Origin of the sequence: Chitinophaga sp. Hz27, from assembly GCF_042263525.1 — a bacterium.
In the GTDB taxonomy this organism is placed as follows: domain Bacteria; phylum Bacteroidota; class Bacteroidia; order Chitinophagales; family Chitinophagaceae; genus Chitinophaga.
Map to the genome: position 1 here is coordinate 290938 of NZ_JBHKFJ010000002.1, position 15990 is coordinate 306927.

At 43.9% G+C, this 15990-nt stretch carries 11 protein-coding genes; 4 read left to right on the forward strand and 7 right to left on the reverse strand.

The features are described from left to right. Position 1 precedes the first annotated feature (1 nt). On the reverse strand, positions 2-958 hold the full coding sequence (gene coaA, locus ACE38W_RS05075; RefSeq protein WP_375829216.1) for a type I pantothenate kinase: 957 nt from the start codon (positions 956-958) through the stop codon (positions 2-4). Between the two features lie 11 nt (positions 959-969). Then, positions 970-2322 (reverse strand): NAD-dependent succinate-semialdehyde dehydrogenase, encoded by a 1353-nt coding sequence (locus tag ACE38W_RS05080; protein ID WP_375829218.1) that lies wholly within the window; start codon positions 2320-2322, stop codon positions 970-972. 118 nt (positions 2323-2440) lie between these two features. Between ACE38W_RS05080 and ACE38W_RS05085 the strand changes: the two genes are divergently transcribed. Next, the gene (locus ACE38W_RS05085) at positions 2441-3616 is read left to right on the forward strand and encodes an MFS transporter (protein ID WP_375829220.1); all 1176 of its coding nucleotides are present in this window, start codon (positions 2441-2443) and stop codon (positions 3614-3616) included. After that, positions 3613-4050, forward strand: coding sequence for a GNAT family N-acetyltransferase (locus tag ACE38W_RS05090; protein ID WP_375829222.1), 438 nt, complete (start codon positions 3613-3615; stop codon positions 4048-4050). Before ACE38W_RS05085 ends, ACE38W_RS05090 begins: the two co-directional genes overlap by 4 nt. A 77-nt stretch (positions 4051-4127) precedes the next feature. Here ACE38W_RS05090 and pyk read toward each other — a convergent pair whose 3' ends face one another. Together pyk and pfkA are read right to left on the reverse strand one after the other, a co-directional pair. Continuing rightward, entirely contained in the window at positions 4128-5618 is a 1491-nt protein-coding gene (pyk, locus tag ACE38W_RS05095; RefSeq protein WP_375829224.1) for a pyruvate kinase, read from the reverse strand. Positions 5619-5630: 12 nt separating this feature from the next. Continuing rightward, complete coding sequence (pfkA, locus tag ACE38W_RS05100) at positions 5631-6611, reverse strand: 6-phosphofructokinase (RefSeq protein WP_375829226.1); 981 nt, start codon at positions 6609-6611, stop codon at positions 5631-5633. Between the two features lie 177 nt (positions 6612-6788). On the opposite strand from pfkA, the gene ACE38W_RS05105 reads away from it, so the two are divergent. Together ACE38W_RS05105 and ACE38W_RS05110 are read left to right on the forward strand one after the other, a co-directional pair. Continuing rightward, positions 6789-8873 (forward strand): prolyl oligopeptidase family protein, encoded by a 2085-nt coding sequence (locus tag ACE38W_RS05105; RefSeq protein WP_375829228.1) that lies wholly within the window; start codon positions 6789-6791, stop codon positions 8871-8873. Between the two features lie 157 nt (positions 8874-9030). Then, positions 9031-9936 carry an SDR family oxidoreductase gene (locus ACE38W_RS05110; RefSeq protein ID WP_375829229.1) on the forward strand — a complete coding sequence of 302 codons (906 nt, stop codon included), beginning with the start codon at positions 9031-9033 and terminating at the stop codon, positions 9934-9936. Positions 9937-10005: 69 nt separating this feature from the next. On the opposite strand, the gene ACE38W_RS05115 is transcribed toward ACE38W_RS05110, so the two are convergent. The 3 genes from ACE38W_RS05115 to ACE38W_RS05125 form a co-directional block, all read right to left on the reverse strand. After that, complete coding sequence (locus tag ACE38W_RS05115; RefSeq protein ID WP_375829231.1) at positions 10006-10953, reverse strand: hypothetical protein; 948 nt, start codon at positions 10951-10953, stop codon at positions 10006-10008. A gap of 168 nt (positions 10954-11121) precedes the next feature. After that, a complete protein-coding gene (locus ACE38W_RS05120; protein ID WP_375829233.1) occupies positions 11122-12780 on the reverse strand; it encodes a hypothetical protein in 1659 nt (552 codons plus the stop codon). A 29-nt stretch (positions 12781-12809) separates the two neighbouring features. Beyond that, positions 12810-15884, reverse strand: coding sequence for a tetratricopeptide repeat protein (locus ACE38W_RS05125; protein ID WP_375829235.1), 3075 nt, complete (start codon positions 15882-15884; stop codon positions 12810-12812). Positions 15885-15990: the final 106 nt, after the last annotated feature.

The window sequence follows — 15990 nt, forward strand, 5'->3', positions numbered from 1 at the left end:
ATCAGGTTTTCCTGAGTTTGATGGATTGAACAAAATGGTTACTACCTTTCTCCAGTATGAGTCCGGCCCGATAACGCGTTGGTGCGATATTCTGCTCCAGATTGGGTTTGTTGATATCTTCCCATATCTGGGTGGCTAATTCGACGGTAGCGCCATCGGAAAGGCTGGCATAGCGGTGAAAGAATGAATCAGGGTTTTGGAAAGCTGTTTGGCGTAAAGACTGAAATCTGGCGATATACCATTTACGGATATCTTTTTCAGCAGCATCCACATATATAGAAAAATCAAAAAAGTCGGATACGAAGATAGCAGGGTCTTTCTGCTGTTGGCGAGGCCTGACCTGTAATACGTTCACACCTTCTACAATGACGATATCGGGTTGTTCTATCCATTGGAGCTGCCCTGGTAGTACATCGTACTCCAGGTGAGAATATAACGGTGCAGCTACACGTTCTTTGCCTGATTTAACATCTGCAAGAAAATGTACCAGTCTTTTTATATCATAACTTTCTGGAAATCCTTTCCTGTTCATGATATTATTCTGCTCTAATATTTTGTTGGGATAGAGAAACCCATCTGTTGTCACTAGTGCGACTTTAGGATGGTCCTGCCATGCTTGCAATAGCTTCTGTAATACTCTTGCAGTGGTGCTTTTTCCAACGGCTACGCTTCCGGCAATGCCAATAATATAAGGCACTTTTGATTCCTGGCTGCTCAGGAAAGAGCTGGTGGCTTTATGTAACTGTTGTGATGCAGTAACATAGAGATTCAGCAAATGTGCCAGCGGCAAATATACCTGGGTGATTTCTTCCTGCGTGAGTGGTTCATTCATACCATGCAGTGGTTCCAGGTCATAATCTGCCAGTTGTAATCTGGCATCACCACTATGTTCTGCCCATTCTTTACGGGAGAAAGTGATATAGGGAGTATAGCGGTCGCGTTTCAGAGATGTGGTCATGTTCTAAAAGCCTAATGTATATAAACCGTCTTAACGTTTAAAAATTCGTGTGTGCCTTCCAGTGATAATTCCCTGCCATAACCCGATTGTTTAACGCCGCCAAAAGGCAGTCGTGCATCGGAGCGTACCATTGCGTTGATGAATACATTCCCGCTTTCGATTTGTGTTGCCAGCCGGGCGGCTTTTTCCAGGTCCTTTGTCCACAACGCAGAACCCAAACCAAACTCGGTTTCGTTGGCAAGTGAGATAGCATCCTCTTCGTTGGCAGCTGCTATAACTACGGCCAGTGGTCCAAACGTTTCCTCACGGAAAGCCGTCATGTCACTGGTTATACCGGTCAACAGTGTTGGAGCAAAGTTACATCCTTCCCAGGTGCCACCCAACTCTAAATGAGCCCCCTGTGCGGTGCTACTTTGTAACTGTTTTCCTAGTTCCGCTGCAAGGTCTAAACGTGCCATAGGCCCCATCTGCGTGGATTCCAGCATAGGGTCGCCCTGTTTCAGCTGCGATAATATTGCTTTCACTGCAGCCGTAAAGTCAGCGACCACCGGTTGCTCTACAATCCATCGCTTGGCTGCAATGCAAGATTGTCCTGCATTTTGCATCCGGCCCTGTACAGCCACTTTCGCAGCCTCCTGAATATCAGCATCTTTTAATACGATAAACGGATCACTGCCACCTAACTCCAATACTGTTTTTTTAATATATTTTCCCGCCAGTGCTGCCACACTTTTTCCAGCTGGGGTGCTACCGGTCAATGTTACGCCCTGTACGCGCGGATCTGCAATAATGGGTTCAATATGCTTAGAAGATAATAATACACTCTGAAAAGTTCCTTCCGGAAATTCAGATTCTACAAATAGTTTTTCAATAGCCAGTGCACAGCCACTCACATTACTGGCGTGCTTTAAGATGCCGGCATTTCCTGCAAGGATGTTCGGAATAGCAAAACGAAACACCTGCCAGTAAGGAAAATTCCAGGGCATGATTGCCAAAATAATCCCTTTCGCTTCATAAGATACATAACTTTTTGAAGCATCGGAAGAAATAATTCTTGGCGATAACATACCGCCTATATTCTCTACATAAAAATCAATGGTGGCCGCACATTTCAGCACTTCTGCAGTAGCTTCCTTCAACGTTTTTCCCATCTCCCTGGTAATCAGGGTCGCGTGTTCCTTCACATTATCACGCATGGATTTGGCCACACCTGCCATCCATTGACAACGCTTTTCAAGTGGGGTGCGTAATAATTCGCGGTAGGCTTTTTCTCCCTTCAGTAACTTGGTAGCAATTTCACTCTCGGTGTGCTCCTGGTACTCTGCAATGATTTCCTGTGTGTAAGGATAGATACTATTAAACATAACTATCGGCTTTTTACGGTGAGCGATTAACAATTACAAATTTACCGTTTCCAGAACTATTAAATGACCCTAAAGGTTCGAAGCATAGAACTATCTTTGCACTGCAAAAAACGAATATATGGCGCTTAGTAAATGGACGATTACTGTAATGGCTCTCTGCACGGGTTTGATTGTTGCAAATATTTATTACAGCCAACCCCTGCTGGTACTGATGAGCGATGAATTCGGCGTATCTGAAACCAATGCTGGTCAGGTAACATTTTTCACCCAGGTGGGTTATGCACTGGGATTACTTTTCTGCGTACCATTAGGTGATATGCTGGAAAAGAAACGCCAGATCATTCTTATGACTTCAGCGGCCACCATAGCACTGGCATTATCGGCTATGTCACAGAACATTACCATGCTGAAAATTACTGGCTTACTCATAGGTTTTACTTCTGTAGTTCCTCAGTTAATCTTACCACTGGCAGCGGCTTTGAGCTCTGATCAAAACAGAGGAAGAGTAATTGGCGTGGTGATGAGCGGACTCTTAATAGGTATCCTTTTGTCTCGCACACTCAGTGGTATCGTAGGCAATCAATTAGGTTGGCGTGGTATGTTCTGGATCGCAACAGGAATTAGTGTGCTGCTGGTTATACTCATGCTATTCACTTTCCCTAAAAGCGAACCGACCTTCAAAGGCACCTACGGCGATCTTATGAAGTCTTTAATAACGCTCACAAAAGAACAACCGGTGCTAAGAGAGGCCTCAGCCATTAATGCATGCAGCTTTGCGATGTTTGGCCTTTTTTGGACCACTATCGTATTTCTGCTCTCAGATGCGCCTTATCATTATAAAAGTGATAAAATTGGCCTGATGGGCCTCGCTGCTGCCGCCGGCGCCTTAGGTGCGCCATTAGTTGGCCGTATCGCTGATAAGAAAAATCCTCGTATAGCCATTGGGTATGGTATCATTTTTCTGTTTATTGGATATTTTCTGTTCTTCTTCTTTAAAACAGAAATCATTGGGATCGTTGTCGGCATTATCGCAATAGATCTGGGGTTACAATCTATTCACGTCTCCAATCAAACAAGAGTATACGCACTGAACCCATCTGCCCGTAACAGACTGAATACGGTGTTTATGACCACTAGTTTTATCGGCACTGCCATCGGTTCGGGAATCGGATTGTCAGTTTGGCGTATTGGCCAATGGACGGGTGTTTGTATCGCCGGTACTGCTTTGATTACCATCGCATTGATCATCTATCTATTAACTTATTCTGGGAATAAACGTAAGCTGGCATCATGAGAAAAATAACTACGGTTAAGGCGAGTGAATACCCGATTTTACTTGAAGTATGGGAAAAGTCTGTTCGTGCTACTCATCATTTTCTGACGGAGGAAGATATCCAGTATTTTAAACCGTTGATATTAAATGAATTTTTTCCGGCGGTTAATTTGTCCTGCATGAAAGCGGAGAATGGTGATATACTTGGTTTTGCGGGAGTAGCAGCCAACAAGCTGGAGATGTTGTTTATTGATCCCTTTCACAGGGGAGAAGGAATTGGAAAAGCTTTATTGGAGCATGTTATCCGGGAACAAGGTGTAACATTGGTAGATGTAAATGAGCAAAATGAACAGGCGGTAGGCTTCTATCTGCATTATGGTTTTAAGGTACTATCTCGCTCAGAGCTAGATGGGATGGGGAAGCCATTTCCTTTGCTGATGTTGGGATTAGCATGATATCATTCAGATATAAAAAAAATTCCCGGTCGTATTAATACGCCGGGAATTTTTTTTAAAGAGATACAGGTAGATGATTATTCTTCTACTCTTGTAATTTTCAGCATGTTGGTTGGGAGGTGTTGTTTAACTGGAGTAGAACCTGTGTTAACAACTACATCACCAGCTTTGATGAAACCTCTTTCTTTCAGGATGTTGATCTGATCGAAAACGATATCATCGAGGCTTTCTTCTTCTTCGTAGAAGAATGCGCGAACGCCCCAGCTAAGGCTCAGCTGATTCACCAGTGTTCTTTCTTTGGTGAATACATAGAGTGGAGAGCGTGGACGGTAAGAGCTGAGCATGAAGCCGGTGTAACCGCTCTGGGTCATACCGATCAGGGCATCAGCATCGAGATCTTCAGCAATTTTACAAGCGTTGTAGCAGAGTGCATCGCTGAGGAAGGTAGGAGAGTGACGATGAGGGATCAGGTTACGGTTGTAAATGATCGCTTCTTTTTCCACTTCCTGGATGATTTTGTTCATGGTCTGGATAACCAGCACAGGGAACTGACCGGTAGCAGTTTCACCGGAAAGCATTACTGCATCCGCACCTTCGAGTACCGCGTTAGCTACGTCAGTGATTTCTGAACGGTTAGGACGGGTACGGTCCATCATACTTTCCATCATCTGTGTTGCCACGATAACAGGTTTCGCACGGTGGATACATTTGCGGATAATATCTTTCTGAATCATTGGGATCTGCTCTACTGGCAGTTCTACGCCGAGGTCACCACGAGCGATCATTACGCCATCGCTTTCCCAGATGATTTCTTTTAAGTTCTGAATAGCTTCTGGTTTCTCTATTTTAGAGATAACCTTCATTTTTGAATTGCGTGCTTCCAGGCGTTTGCGCAGGTCTATCAGGTCTTTTACGCTTCTTACGAAAGACAATGCTACCCAGTCGCATTCGTGGTCGATGATGAATTCCAGGTCAATAATATCTTTCTCTGTCAGTGCTGGCAGGGATACTTTGGTATCTGGCAGGTTGAAACCTTTTTTAGAAGAAAGAACGCCAGGCAGGGTCACTTCTGCTTTGATTTCACCGTTAGGTGTCAGTTCTTTTACAACAGTTTCGATTTTACCATCATCCAAGAGGATTTTTTGTCCTGGTCTGAGATCTTTATAAAGATCTGGATAAGATACATAGATTTTCTCCATGTTACCCACCACTTTCTCATTCACGAAAGTGAGGATATCACCGGCTTTGAGTGGTAATGCGTTGTTCTCGATTTCACCCACACGCAGCTTAGGACCCTGGAGGTCAGCGAGGATGGCTACGTTGTAAGGTTCAGTTTTGTTGATCTGGCGGATGTATTCGATGATTCGCAGTTTGTCTTCATGCGAGCCATGGGAGAAGTTAAGACGGAAAACGTTCACGCCTGCTCTAACTAACTCCAATAATTTGTCATAGGTGTCACTAGCCGGACCAACAGTTGCTACTATTTTAGTCTTGTGGGAAGAATGCTCTCTACCAGCAGCGTTATCCATCTGCTTGTGATAGTATTTGGATAGATCCTTTGTACTCATAAGTCTTATTTTTTAACTCGCAAGAATTTTTACAATCTTAAACCATTCGGGGTCGATCTCCTGTTTAGCTTTAACCGCTTTGTCGAGCGGTGTATACTGGATCTTGTCATTTACAACTCCGATCATTACATTATGAACTCCTTCACGGAGGGCATCTACTGCGGCATATCCGAGCCTGCTGGCAAGGATTCTGTCCTGACAGGTAGGGGAGCCACCGCGTTGGATATGACCGAGGATGGTCACTCTGGTATCCAGTTGAGGACAGGCTTCTTTAATTCTGCGGGCTACTTCGTTGGCGCCTCCGGTTTCATCTCCTTCTGCTACCACAATCAGGTTAACGAGTTTTTTACGACGTTCGTTGGCCTGCAGTTCTTCAATAATTTCATTTACCTCGGTTTTGCGCTCTGGCATTAATACGTGCTCAGCGCCAGTGGAAATCCCACTGTGTAAAGCAATGTAACCGGCATCCCGGCCCATTACTTCAATTACGAACAGGCGATCATGCGCATCCGCGGTATCCCTGATCTTGTCGATAGCCTCTACCGCTGTATTGACTGCTGTGTCAAATCCAATGGTAAAGTCAGTGCCAGCAATGTCCTTGTCAATAGTACCAGGCAAGCCTATACACGGAATGTCAAATTCCTGGCTGAATTTCTGCGCTCCATTAAAAGAACCGTCGCCACCTATGACAACGATACCATCAATGCCGTGCTTCTTCAGATTCTCGTAAGCCTTTTTTCGCCCTTCATATTCATAGAACTCTTTGCACCGGGCTGTCTTCAATATGGTGCCTCCGCGTTGAATAATGTTGGCCACTGATTTAGACTCCATCTTGAAAATGTCATTTGTTAACATTCCCCTGTAGCCGTACATTACGCCATACACATTCAGCTGATGATAAATGCCCGTTCTTACTACTGCACGAACCGCTGCGTTCATGCCAGGAGCATCTCCTCCTGAGGTAAGGACTGCAATGTTGTTCAATTTTTTCATATAAATTGCTAAAAAAATATCTTAAGGGCGCACAAAAATAACATTTTGCAATTGTTTTTCTAACAGTTATCTCATGAAATAACCTAAATTTTTAATTTTCATCAAACAAAGTAGAATTTTTTTTTAAAAATTAAAGGCATGTTGAAAAAAACTAATAGGAGTTTGTTAATTATGAGTATGACGATTTTGACGGGACAGGCCATGGCACAACATCACAGCGACATTAAATATCCGGAGACTAAAAAAGTCGATATTACGGATGAATATCACGGAAATAAAATTTCTGATCCCTATCGCTGGCTGGAAGATGACAATAGTGCCGAAACAAAGGCATGGGTCCACGCTCAAAACGCCATTACACAGGACTATTTGTCCAAAATCCCTTTCCGTAATGATGTTAAAAAAAGATTAGAAGAACTTTGGAACTATCCCAAAACTTCTGCTCCTTCCAAAAAAGGGAAATATTACTACTTCTCTAAAAATGACGGGCTTCAGAACCAGGCCATTCTGATGCGCTCCACCACCCCAGGCGGCCCCGCTGAAGTATTCATAGACCCTAACAAACTTTCCGCTGACGGTACCACCGCCCTTGGAAACCTCCAGTTTTCCAAAGATGGAAAATATGTCGCCTACCTGATCTCCAAAGCTGGCTCCGACTGGCAGGAAGGTTATGTAATGGACGTAGCCACCAAACAACTGCTCTCCGACAAGCTGGAATGGGTGAAGTTTTCAGGGATATCCTGGAGAGGCAATGGCTTCTATTACAGCCGCTATGACAAACCCGACGAACAAAGTAAACTCTCTCGCAAAAATGAATTCCAGAAAGTTTACTACCACACCATCGGACAGCCACAGGAAAAAGATGAACTCATCTACCAGGATAAGCAACACCCGCTGCGTAACGCTGGTTGCGGCCTTACTGAAGATGAAAGATTCCTCATCCTACAGACTACGGAAGGTACTTCTGGCGGTGAAATATGGGTGAAAGACCTGAAAAACCCTGCCCAGAAAGATTTTTCCCTGCTTGTTCCCGGATTCGATTATGAACCAAATGTGGTTGATAATGTGGGAGATAAAATTCTCGTAGTGATCAACCGCGATGCACCAAACTATAAATTAGTAGAAATCGATCCTAAACATCCGGAACCAGCTAACTGGAAAACTATTGTAGCAGAAAGACCTGAAGCCCTCCAACATGTTGGCATCGGTGGGGGTAAATTATTCCTCAGCTACCTGAAAGATGCTTCTTCCTATATTTATCAATGCGATTACGATGGTAAAAACGGCCACCAGGTAAAATTACCAGGTATCGGTACTGCCAGCGGTTTCGGCGCTGAAAGAAAAGATGGATCTTTCTATTACTCTTATTCATCTTTCGTAGATCCTGCTACTATCTATAAATATGATATCGCTACGGGTAAGTCTACACTCTTTGACAGAGCAGCTGTAAAATTCAATCCGGAAGAATATGAAACCAAACAGGTTTTCTTTACCAGCAAAGACGGTACTAAAGTGCCTATCTTCCTGTCTGGCAAAAAAGGCTGGAAACTGGATGGTAACAACCCTGTGCTGTTATACGGTTATGGTGGTTTCAATATTCCTATCACGCCTTCTTTCAGCGTGGCTAATCTGTACTTCATGGAACAGGGAGGCATATACGCAGTTGTTTCGCTTCGTGGTGGTAGCGAATATGGGGAGGCTTGGCATAAAGCCGGTATGATGGAACGCAAACAGAATGTTTTCGATGATATGATTGGAGCAGGAGAATTCCTGGTAAAAGAAAAATATACCAATCCTGGGAAACTGGCTATCCGCGGTGGTTCTAACGGTGGTCTGCTGATAGGCGCCTGCATGACGCAACGCCCTGATCTGTTTAAAGTAGCGATCCCTCAGGTAGGTGTAATGGATATGCTACGCTTCCAGAAATTTACCATTGGTTGGGCATGGGCTACTGAATATGGTAGCAGCGATAATGCAGACCAGTATAAATACCTGATCAAATATTCTCCGCTGCATAACCTGAAACCAGGTGTATCTTACCCTGCAACACTGGTTACTACTGCTGATCATGACGACCGCGTAGTGCCAGCACACTCTTTCAAATTTGCAGCTACCTTACAGGCCGACAATGCAGGTCCTAATCCTACATTGATCCGCATTGATACTAATGCAGGGCATGGCGCAGGTAAATCTGTTACAAAGATGATTGATGAAGCAGCGGATATCTGGTCTTTTGTAATGTTTAATCTGGGGATGAAATAATTCGCATTAATCATCTGCCTAAATTAATAAAGCAGGAGAGGGCATCTTAAAAGCAAGGTATTTAATTATATATCTCTGCTTTTAAGGTGCTCTCTTCTTTTTTATGACCAGCAACGGAAAATTGCTTATCTTTAAAAACAGTGTATGAATATGGCTTATGAATGTACTTATAACTGGAAGTAACGGACTATTGGGGCAGCATTTGCTCCCGATTTTTTTGCAGGATAAGAACTATAGCGTAGTAGCCACCGGAAGGGGCCCCAACAGATCGCCCCTGCACGATAACTACATATACGAAGCCGCGAACCTTCGCGCACCTGGTACTGCACAGCAACTACTGGATAAATACAAACCCGACATCATCATCCATACTGCTGCTATGACGCAAGTGGATGAATGTGAAAAAAATAAGGACGCCTGCTGGGATATGAACGTAGGCGCCACCCGCAACCTCGTGCAGGCTGCAGAAAAAATCAATGCATACTTTTTATTTCTCTCTACCGACTTCATCTTCGATGGATTAAATGGTCCATATACAGAAGAAGATCTGGCAAATCCTATCAATTATTACGGTACGAGCAAAGTTGCAGCAGAAAGAATTGTCCAGAACAGTAAACTGGCCTGGTCGATAGTGCGCACCGTATTAGTATATGGGGTCGTTGCTGATGCACAGCGTAGCAACATGATTACCTGGGTGAAAAATAATCTGCAGCAAAATAAAAAGATCAAAGTAGTAGATGATCAGTGGCGTACGCCAACACTCTGCCTCGATCTGGCTAAAGGCTGTAAGATGATCGTAGATAAAAAAGCAACAGGTATCTATAATATATCAGGAAAAGAAACGCTGACACCATATGATATGGCTATTAAAACGGCTGATTTCTTCAACCTGGATACTAATATGATCGAAAAGATCAGCTCAAAAAGTTTGGCCCAGCCAGCTGCAAGACCTGCAAAAACAGGACTTATCATCGAAAAAGCAGAAAAAGAATTTGACTATTCTCCACATACTTTTGCGGAAGGTCTTGAAATAGTTGCGGCAGCACTTCCTGCTACCCGCTAAAAAGATCTTTAAAAAGAAAGCCGTCTTCTACTTTGTAGAGACGGCTTTTTTATTTGTTTTCCGAAACTTTTAGTGTTTTTCGAGTCTGGCTTTAGCGCCGAACTCTTTGCTTACCCGCTCTGCTTCACCGGTAGTATCTGCGTTGTTAACAGGTACGGCAAGTTTATACAGGCTATCTTTATAGATGATCACCTGCGTTCTGCCCCATGATTGTTGTTTTTCAAAGGCTTTGTACGCAACGGTGCTATCTTTAGGCGTATCCTTGTAGGTAGCATAAACGGCAACGTATTTTAGTGTATCCGTTACCGGTACTACTGCTGTAGCTGTTGAATCTGCAACCGTAGTACTATCGTGTTGTACTGCCGGCGCCGTTGCTGCTACGCTGTCTGCGGGAGGTACTGGATTAACGGTGACAGAACGTTGCTGCTGCGTGATATACCACCATGCCGCCACGCCGCCAAGTATCACAACTACTGGCACTACTGCCCACCACCATTTAAAGCCACCTTCTGCTTCAATGGCTTCTAAAGTGTTTTCCACTTCATCGGTCATGATAGGTTCCAGCTTTTCCGGTGGTGTTGTTGCTTGCGCTGCAACGGGTTCGGGGGGTGCTTCTTCGTGTCTGATAGGTTGAAGGTCAATAGTATCCTGTGTTACAGGCAATTTTTCCGCAAAGAAATGAATGTTGCCGGCAAAGTCCCCCTGTAAAACGCCGATGCCAGGCAGTTCCATAGGCTTACCTGTTTTTAGTTCCGTCTTCATCTCCTCCAGGTACTTGTCCAGTTTCATTTGTGCTACGGAAGGCACCAGGTTTTCTTTCAAGGCTATCCATTCCAGACAGGAACCATCGTCCTGATAGGTTTGGCTGAACAACACCTGTTCCCATGGTGGTGTCAGGGTCTGTGTTTTCACATTGTATTGTGCCGGGAAATGCTGTAAGGTAAAGGTGCCTAGCTGGGGGATAACACAAACTCTTTGTCTGAAGAGTACTTCCTGAATGTATTGCTGTAGAATCATAGTGCTTTATTACTAATTACTATGGAATTAGAGATAAACCGCCCGATCAGGTGTGCATTTTGCTCCATTTACTTTCGGGTCAGTACCTGGAAAACACACTGCCCGTAAGAGTAGTGTGTTTTCCAGAGAACGGGTTTTCTTGTTCCAATCTCTTAATTACCAACTAAATTAGAATTTAAATAGCAACCCACCAACAATATTAAAACCATAAGAAGGATAGAGATAATAACGTTGGTATTGGGTATTGAAAATATTATTGGCGTTCAACCAGATGTTGAAGTTTTTAGTAATATCAAAAGATGCGCCGAGGTTCATATCCCAGGCTCCGTCAGTTTTACCGAAATCAATTTTATTCGCACTCCTGTAGTAAGCGCCGCTCATTGCGAAGAGATCAGCATTCAGGTGCAGTTTTTTCATGAGGATATAAGAAACAAATACATCACCCTGGAATGCAGGCAGCGCCCATGGCTGTGGCTGTGATTGTTGCTTGTTATAGTTGTACCAGTCGAAACTCACTCTTCCCTGTAATTTCTCTTCCTGGATATAACCAACTTCTGCATGTAACTGGAATGCGCGGAGTTCTGCTTCGTTCAGCGTAATGAAATGCTTGCTGTCGAGGGTATCATTTACGAACAGTGGCAGGTTATACCAGGTAACGGATGCAAATTTCGTGTTGTAGTTAAAGTGACTGCCTAAGGTACCTTTGATACCGGTATATTTTTCTTCGATACGGGTGTTCTGCATTTCTGCCATACTGCCTGTGAAGAAAGGATTGCGGCTGGTCAGGTTACGATAGGAATTCTTTTCCATGTAAGAAATCCAGCCACTGCTCAGGATCAATTTTTTACGAATCAGGTGTGTTTCGTTTACGATGTCTGGCAGGAGGTAGAATTTATTAATGCCTGGTGTATTGGTCCAAGTTGGATTTACGCCGGCATGGAGTACAAATCCTGGCTTGATGATGTCCACCGCCGGATGGATCGCTACAATATTATTATTGAAAGAGCGGTCGCCATCTGCTTTAAAGGTGGTCAGGTCAAAAACACCTTCAGCTTTGATGAAGATGTCTTCAAAAATCTGTTTACGAACAGGGATATTGAAGACGAAGGTATTTTCTGTATTCTTATGAGAATCATTAAAGAGAATGAACTTCACTTTTGGCTGAAAGCTAAAAGCCCAGTCGTTGGTCGTTCTGTTGTTAGCGCCAACATTAACAGTAAACTGGTTGAAGGTTTGCGCTATATCGCCTTTTTCTACCGGCAGCGTTTGGTCGTAACCGTAGTAGTGAACGGTATTGCGATCATAGGCTAAGCTGGCGTTGAACTGGAATTTAGGTAGCAGGTAGGTACCTGCTGCCAGTGCGTTTAACGTGCTGTAGTCCTGGTATTTTATATCTTTTCCTTTGGAAGAAGAATAATTTACAAAGAGGCCGTAGTTATAGTTTTCATGGCGTCCGCTACCGAAGCCGGCTTGTACTAGCGGTGTACTGAGATTACCATAACCCAGTTTAATAAAATTATTTTGGAGCAGGTCGAGAGAGTCTTTGCCCAGCGCCAGTGGCTTCAGTGGTGCTGCCTGATACATGAAGTTCAGGTTCAGTGACGGCACCGCATACTTCAAAGAAGGACGGGCAGTATCTACCGCCGGGAGTGAAGCGGTAAGATTCAGTTTGGCCGCATCTCTCAGACGTGGCTGGTAAGTAGAAATGATATCGATAGTTTCCTGTTTCAGCGAATCCTGAGCAGATGCCTGTTGGAAAAATCCGGCACCCAGCCCCATAGCAGCGAAAAAGAAAAAGTGTTTGCGGTATATGTTATGAATGTTCATGCGATCGTTTACTTAAATCCGAAAATCTGTTATTTCTTCTTTTTGCCTGCTGCTTTTTCGTCAGCTTCGGCTTTTGCCAGTTTATCTTTAGCCTCTTGTTTCAGCTCCGGAATGGTAGCGTTGGTGACGATACTCTGATAAGTGGCTTTGGCATTGAAATAATCCTGTTGTTTGGAATAAACATCACCCAGCAGGATATAGGCTTTTGCTACCCAGTACTCGTAGGAGGCGGTATTCTTGATCACATCGAAACCTGCTTTCTCAGCGGCTTCCAGGTCGTTTTGTTGCAGGTAGCTGTCGGCAATATCGTAACGTGCTTCTGCACCGATTTCTGATTTGGTCAGGTTGCAGACAGTTTTGAATTCAGCGATAGCAGCTGGATACTGACTGTTTTGTTTTAATGCTTTTGCATGGTAGAAATGTCCGAGGATCTGATCATCGGTACTATTGTTACTTCCTGCCAGCAGCATTTCTGAGTAGTTGGTTACTTCGTCCCAACGTTTCAGCATATACGTAGAACGTAATAAACCACGGGTGGCATTCAGGCTGTTTTCCTTGCTGGTAGCCAGGTCCTGTAACTGCAGGTAATAGCCGCGTGCTTTATCATAATTCTTAACCTGGTAATAGTTAATATTTGCTGCCTGAAGCGCGGAGCGTTCTGCGTAGAGGCTATTGTTGCGGGACAATACGAATTCGTATGCTGGTAACGCTGTCGTATAGTCTTTATTGTTATAGCTGCATTCTGCTTTATAGAAATTGGCAGGCAGAATAAATTGTCCGTCAGGATATTTGCGGATGTAGTTGTTAAACGCGATAATAGCGCCATTGCAGTCATTGCTGGTAAAGCGTGTTTCAGCAGCAGCATAAGCAAGGGAGTCTTCAGCAGATGCGCTCACTGATTTACCATTTGCTTTCAGGAATGCGAGGTAGTCATCAGTTTTTCCCTGGCCTACATAAATTGCTTTAACACTTTGCAGTGCTTCATTGCTTTCTGGTGATCCTGGGAATTTCTCTACCACCTGGCGATAATAGCTCAGGGCTTTGGTTTCGTTGTCTTTATTGTAATAGCACAGGCCTAATTTGAGTAATGCGCGTGGTGCATTAGGGCCGTTAGGCTGTTTCTGCAGCACATTTTCCAGGTAAGGAATGGCTTCGTTGAATTTCTCTGCTGCCAGGTAAGTATTGGCAATTTCGATATCTGTTTCATTGCTGAAATTGCTACTAGGGAATTTATTTCCTAATTGTTTCAGCAGCGCTAATTTCTCACTTTGTTTGCCTTGTAATCCGAGTATGATCGCTTTTTGATAGGTTGCATAATCGGCGCCTGGATCATTATTACTGATTACCCTGTCGTACAGTGATAATGCTTTAGGGAACTGACGTAGCATATAGTAGCAATCGGCAGAACGTAAGGTAGCGTCGTTGCTGATACGTTGCGCATTAGGGCCGCTGGCTTTCTGTGCGGTTTCGAACCATGGCAATGCTTCGCTGAAACGGTCCTGTTTTAGCAAACTATAACCCAGGTTATAGCTGGCTGTTTGAGCATTTGCTTCGCCAGAAACGATGGCGGTACTGCCCATATAGGTGTTGAGGTTAGAGATAGCAGCTTCTGTTTTGTTCTGACGTAGTGCTATTTCTCCTTTCCAGAAGTAAGCCAGTTGTTTGATCTGGTTGTCGTAAGGATTCTTGATGGCGATATCCAGCAGTCTGTCGGCTTCTGCCAGCTGACCATCGTTGATGAGCTGTGTAGCGCGGCCGAAAGCTACCTTCTGGTAGGCTTTCAGTACGGTCTGGTTTTTATCAGGAATCATTTCGATGGTAGCCAGCCCCTCTTTATAGTTGTTGGAATTCATGAAGAGGTTTACCATGATTTCGCGAGCCTCTTTATTGTATTCTGAATTCGGATATTTTTTAACGAAGCTGCTCAGCTCAGAGAGTGCCACATCTGTATAGCCTAACTCATAGGAAAGCTTACCATAGTTGAATCTGGAGATTTCCTGCTGTTGAGCGTTAGAACTATTGTTGGCGCAATAGGCGAAGGCGTTTCTAGCATTCGTTTTCTGACCGGTACGGAGGTAGCAGTCGCCGAGGAGATACATGGAATTCTGTCCCAGTGAATCTTTGGCACTACTCAGTTGTTTAAAGCCGTTGATTGCTTTTTGCAGGTTGCCAGTTTGATAGTAGGAGTAAGACAGTTGGTAGATGTCCTCATTTCTTACATCTTCTGAATTATCCTGGAATTCTTGCAGATAAGGGAGTGCTTTTTTATAATCTTTCTTCTCGAAATAGGCTTTACCGAGGAGTTGTTTGAGTTCTGCCTCATAGTATTGGCCACCTTTCTGCACCAGAGGTTCGCCGTAGGCGATCAGCTGATCTGCTTTGCCCTGGAAGTAATATATTTCGGCAATATAGTAAGGAACGACGTTACTGTATTTAGGATCGTCTGCTACTTTCTGGAAGCTTTTCAGTGCCTCGTTGTATTGCCTGTTGTTGTAAGCGATATAGCCGTAATAGTAGTTAGCCGGAATATAATATTTGCCTTGTATTTCCTTGATGGAAGCGAACAGGGGCTGTGCTTTCTTAAAATCTTTCACGTTGAAATAACAGTAAGCCAGTTCGAATTTGGCGTCTGCGATTTCTTCGTTGGAGAGATTATCGATATTAGCGTGTTCGTAGTAAGGAATGGCTTCTTTCAGCTTATTCTCATGGAAATAATATTTTGCCAGCTGGTAGCTTACCATTTGTTCGCGGGCATTATTATTGAAGTTTTTGAGATATTGCTGGGCAAGGTATTCCGCGTTTGCCTGTTGTAGTTTCAGTGCGCAGATAGTATAATAGTAGTAGGCATCTGATTTTACCAGGTCACGATTGGTTTCGTGCCAGTAATCGATATTGTCGATAGTCTGTTTAAAGAGTTGCATGGATACAGCATATTTTCCGTGTTGGAAATATTGCTGTGCATCTTTAAAGGCTTTTTCCGGGTCTGTGTAAATACGGGTTTGCTGTGCCTGGGCGGAAGATATGCCTGCTACTCCTGCTCCAGCAAAAGCGAATAGGGATAAGTACAGATGTCCGGGAACAATAATTTTTCTTATGACCTGCATGTTTTGCTATTATCTTGAATATGCGATTAAAACGAATACCGGGCAGAATTATTTTCCGGCCGGGCGATTACTAGATGATTATGATTCGTTGTTCCGCTGTTCGGGC

Coding starts and splice junctions, on each gene's coding strand:
- coaA (WP_375829216.1), bottom strand. CDS start 958: ATGACCACATCTCTGAAACGCGACCGCTATACTCCCTATATCACTTTC.
- ACE38W_RS05080 (WP_375829218.1), bottom strand. CDS start 2,322: ATGTTTAATAGTATCTATCCTTACACACAGGAAATCATTGCAGAGTAC.
- ACE38W_RS05085 (WP_375829220.1), top strand. CDS start 2,441: ATGGCGCTTAGTAAATGGACGATTACTGTAATGGCTCTCTGCACGGGT.
- ACE38W_RS05090 (WP_375829222.1), top strand. CDS start 3,613: ATGAGAAAAATAACTACGGTTAAGGCGAGTGAATACCCGATTTTACTT.
- pyk (WP_375829224.1), bottom strand. CDS start 5,618: ATGAGTACAAAGGATCTATCCAAATACTATCACAAGCAGATGGATAAC.
- pfkA (WP_375829226.1), bottom strand. CDS start 6,611: ATGAAAAAATTGAACAACATTGCAGTCCTTACCTCAGGAGGAGATGCT.
- ACE38W_RS05105 (WP_375829228.1), top strand. CDS start 6,789: ATGACGATTTTGACGGGACAGGCCATGGCACAACATCACAGCGACATT.
- ACE38W_RS05110 (WP_375829229.1), top strand. CDS start 9,031: ATGAATGTACTTATAACTGGAAGTAACGGACTATTGGGGCAGCATTTG.
- ACE38W_RS05115 (WP_375829231.1), bottom strand. CDS start 10,953: ATGATTCTACAGCAATACATTCAGGAAGTACTCTTCAGACAAAGAGTT.
- ACE38W_RS05120 (WP_375829233.1), bottom strand. CDS start 12,780: ATGAACATTCATAACATATACCGCAAACACTTTTTCTTTTTCGCTGCT.
- ACE38W_RS05125 (WP_375829235.1), bottom strand. CDS start 15,884: ATGCAGGTCATAAGAAAAATTATTGTTCCCGGACATCTGTACTTATCC.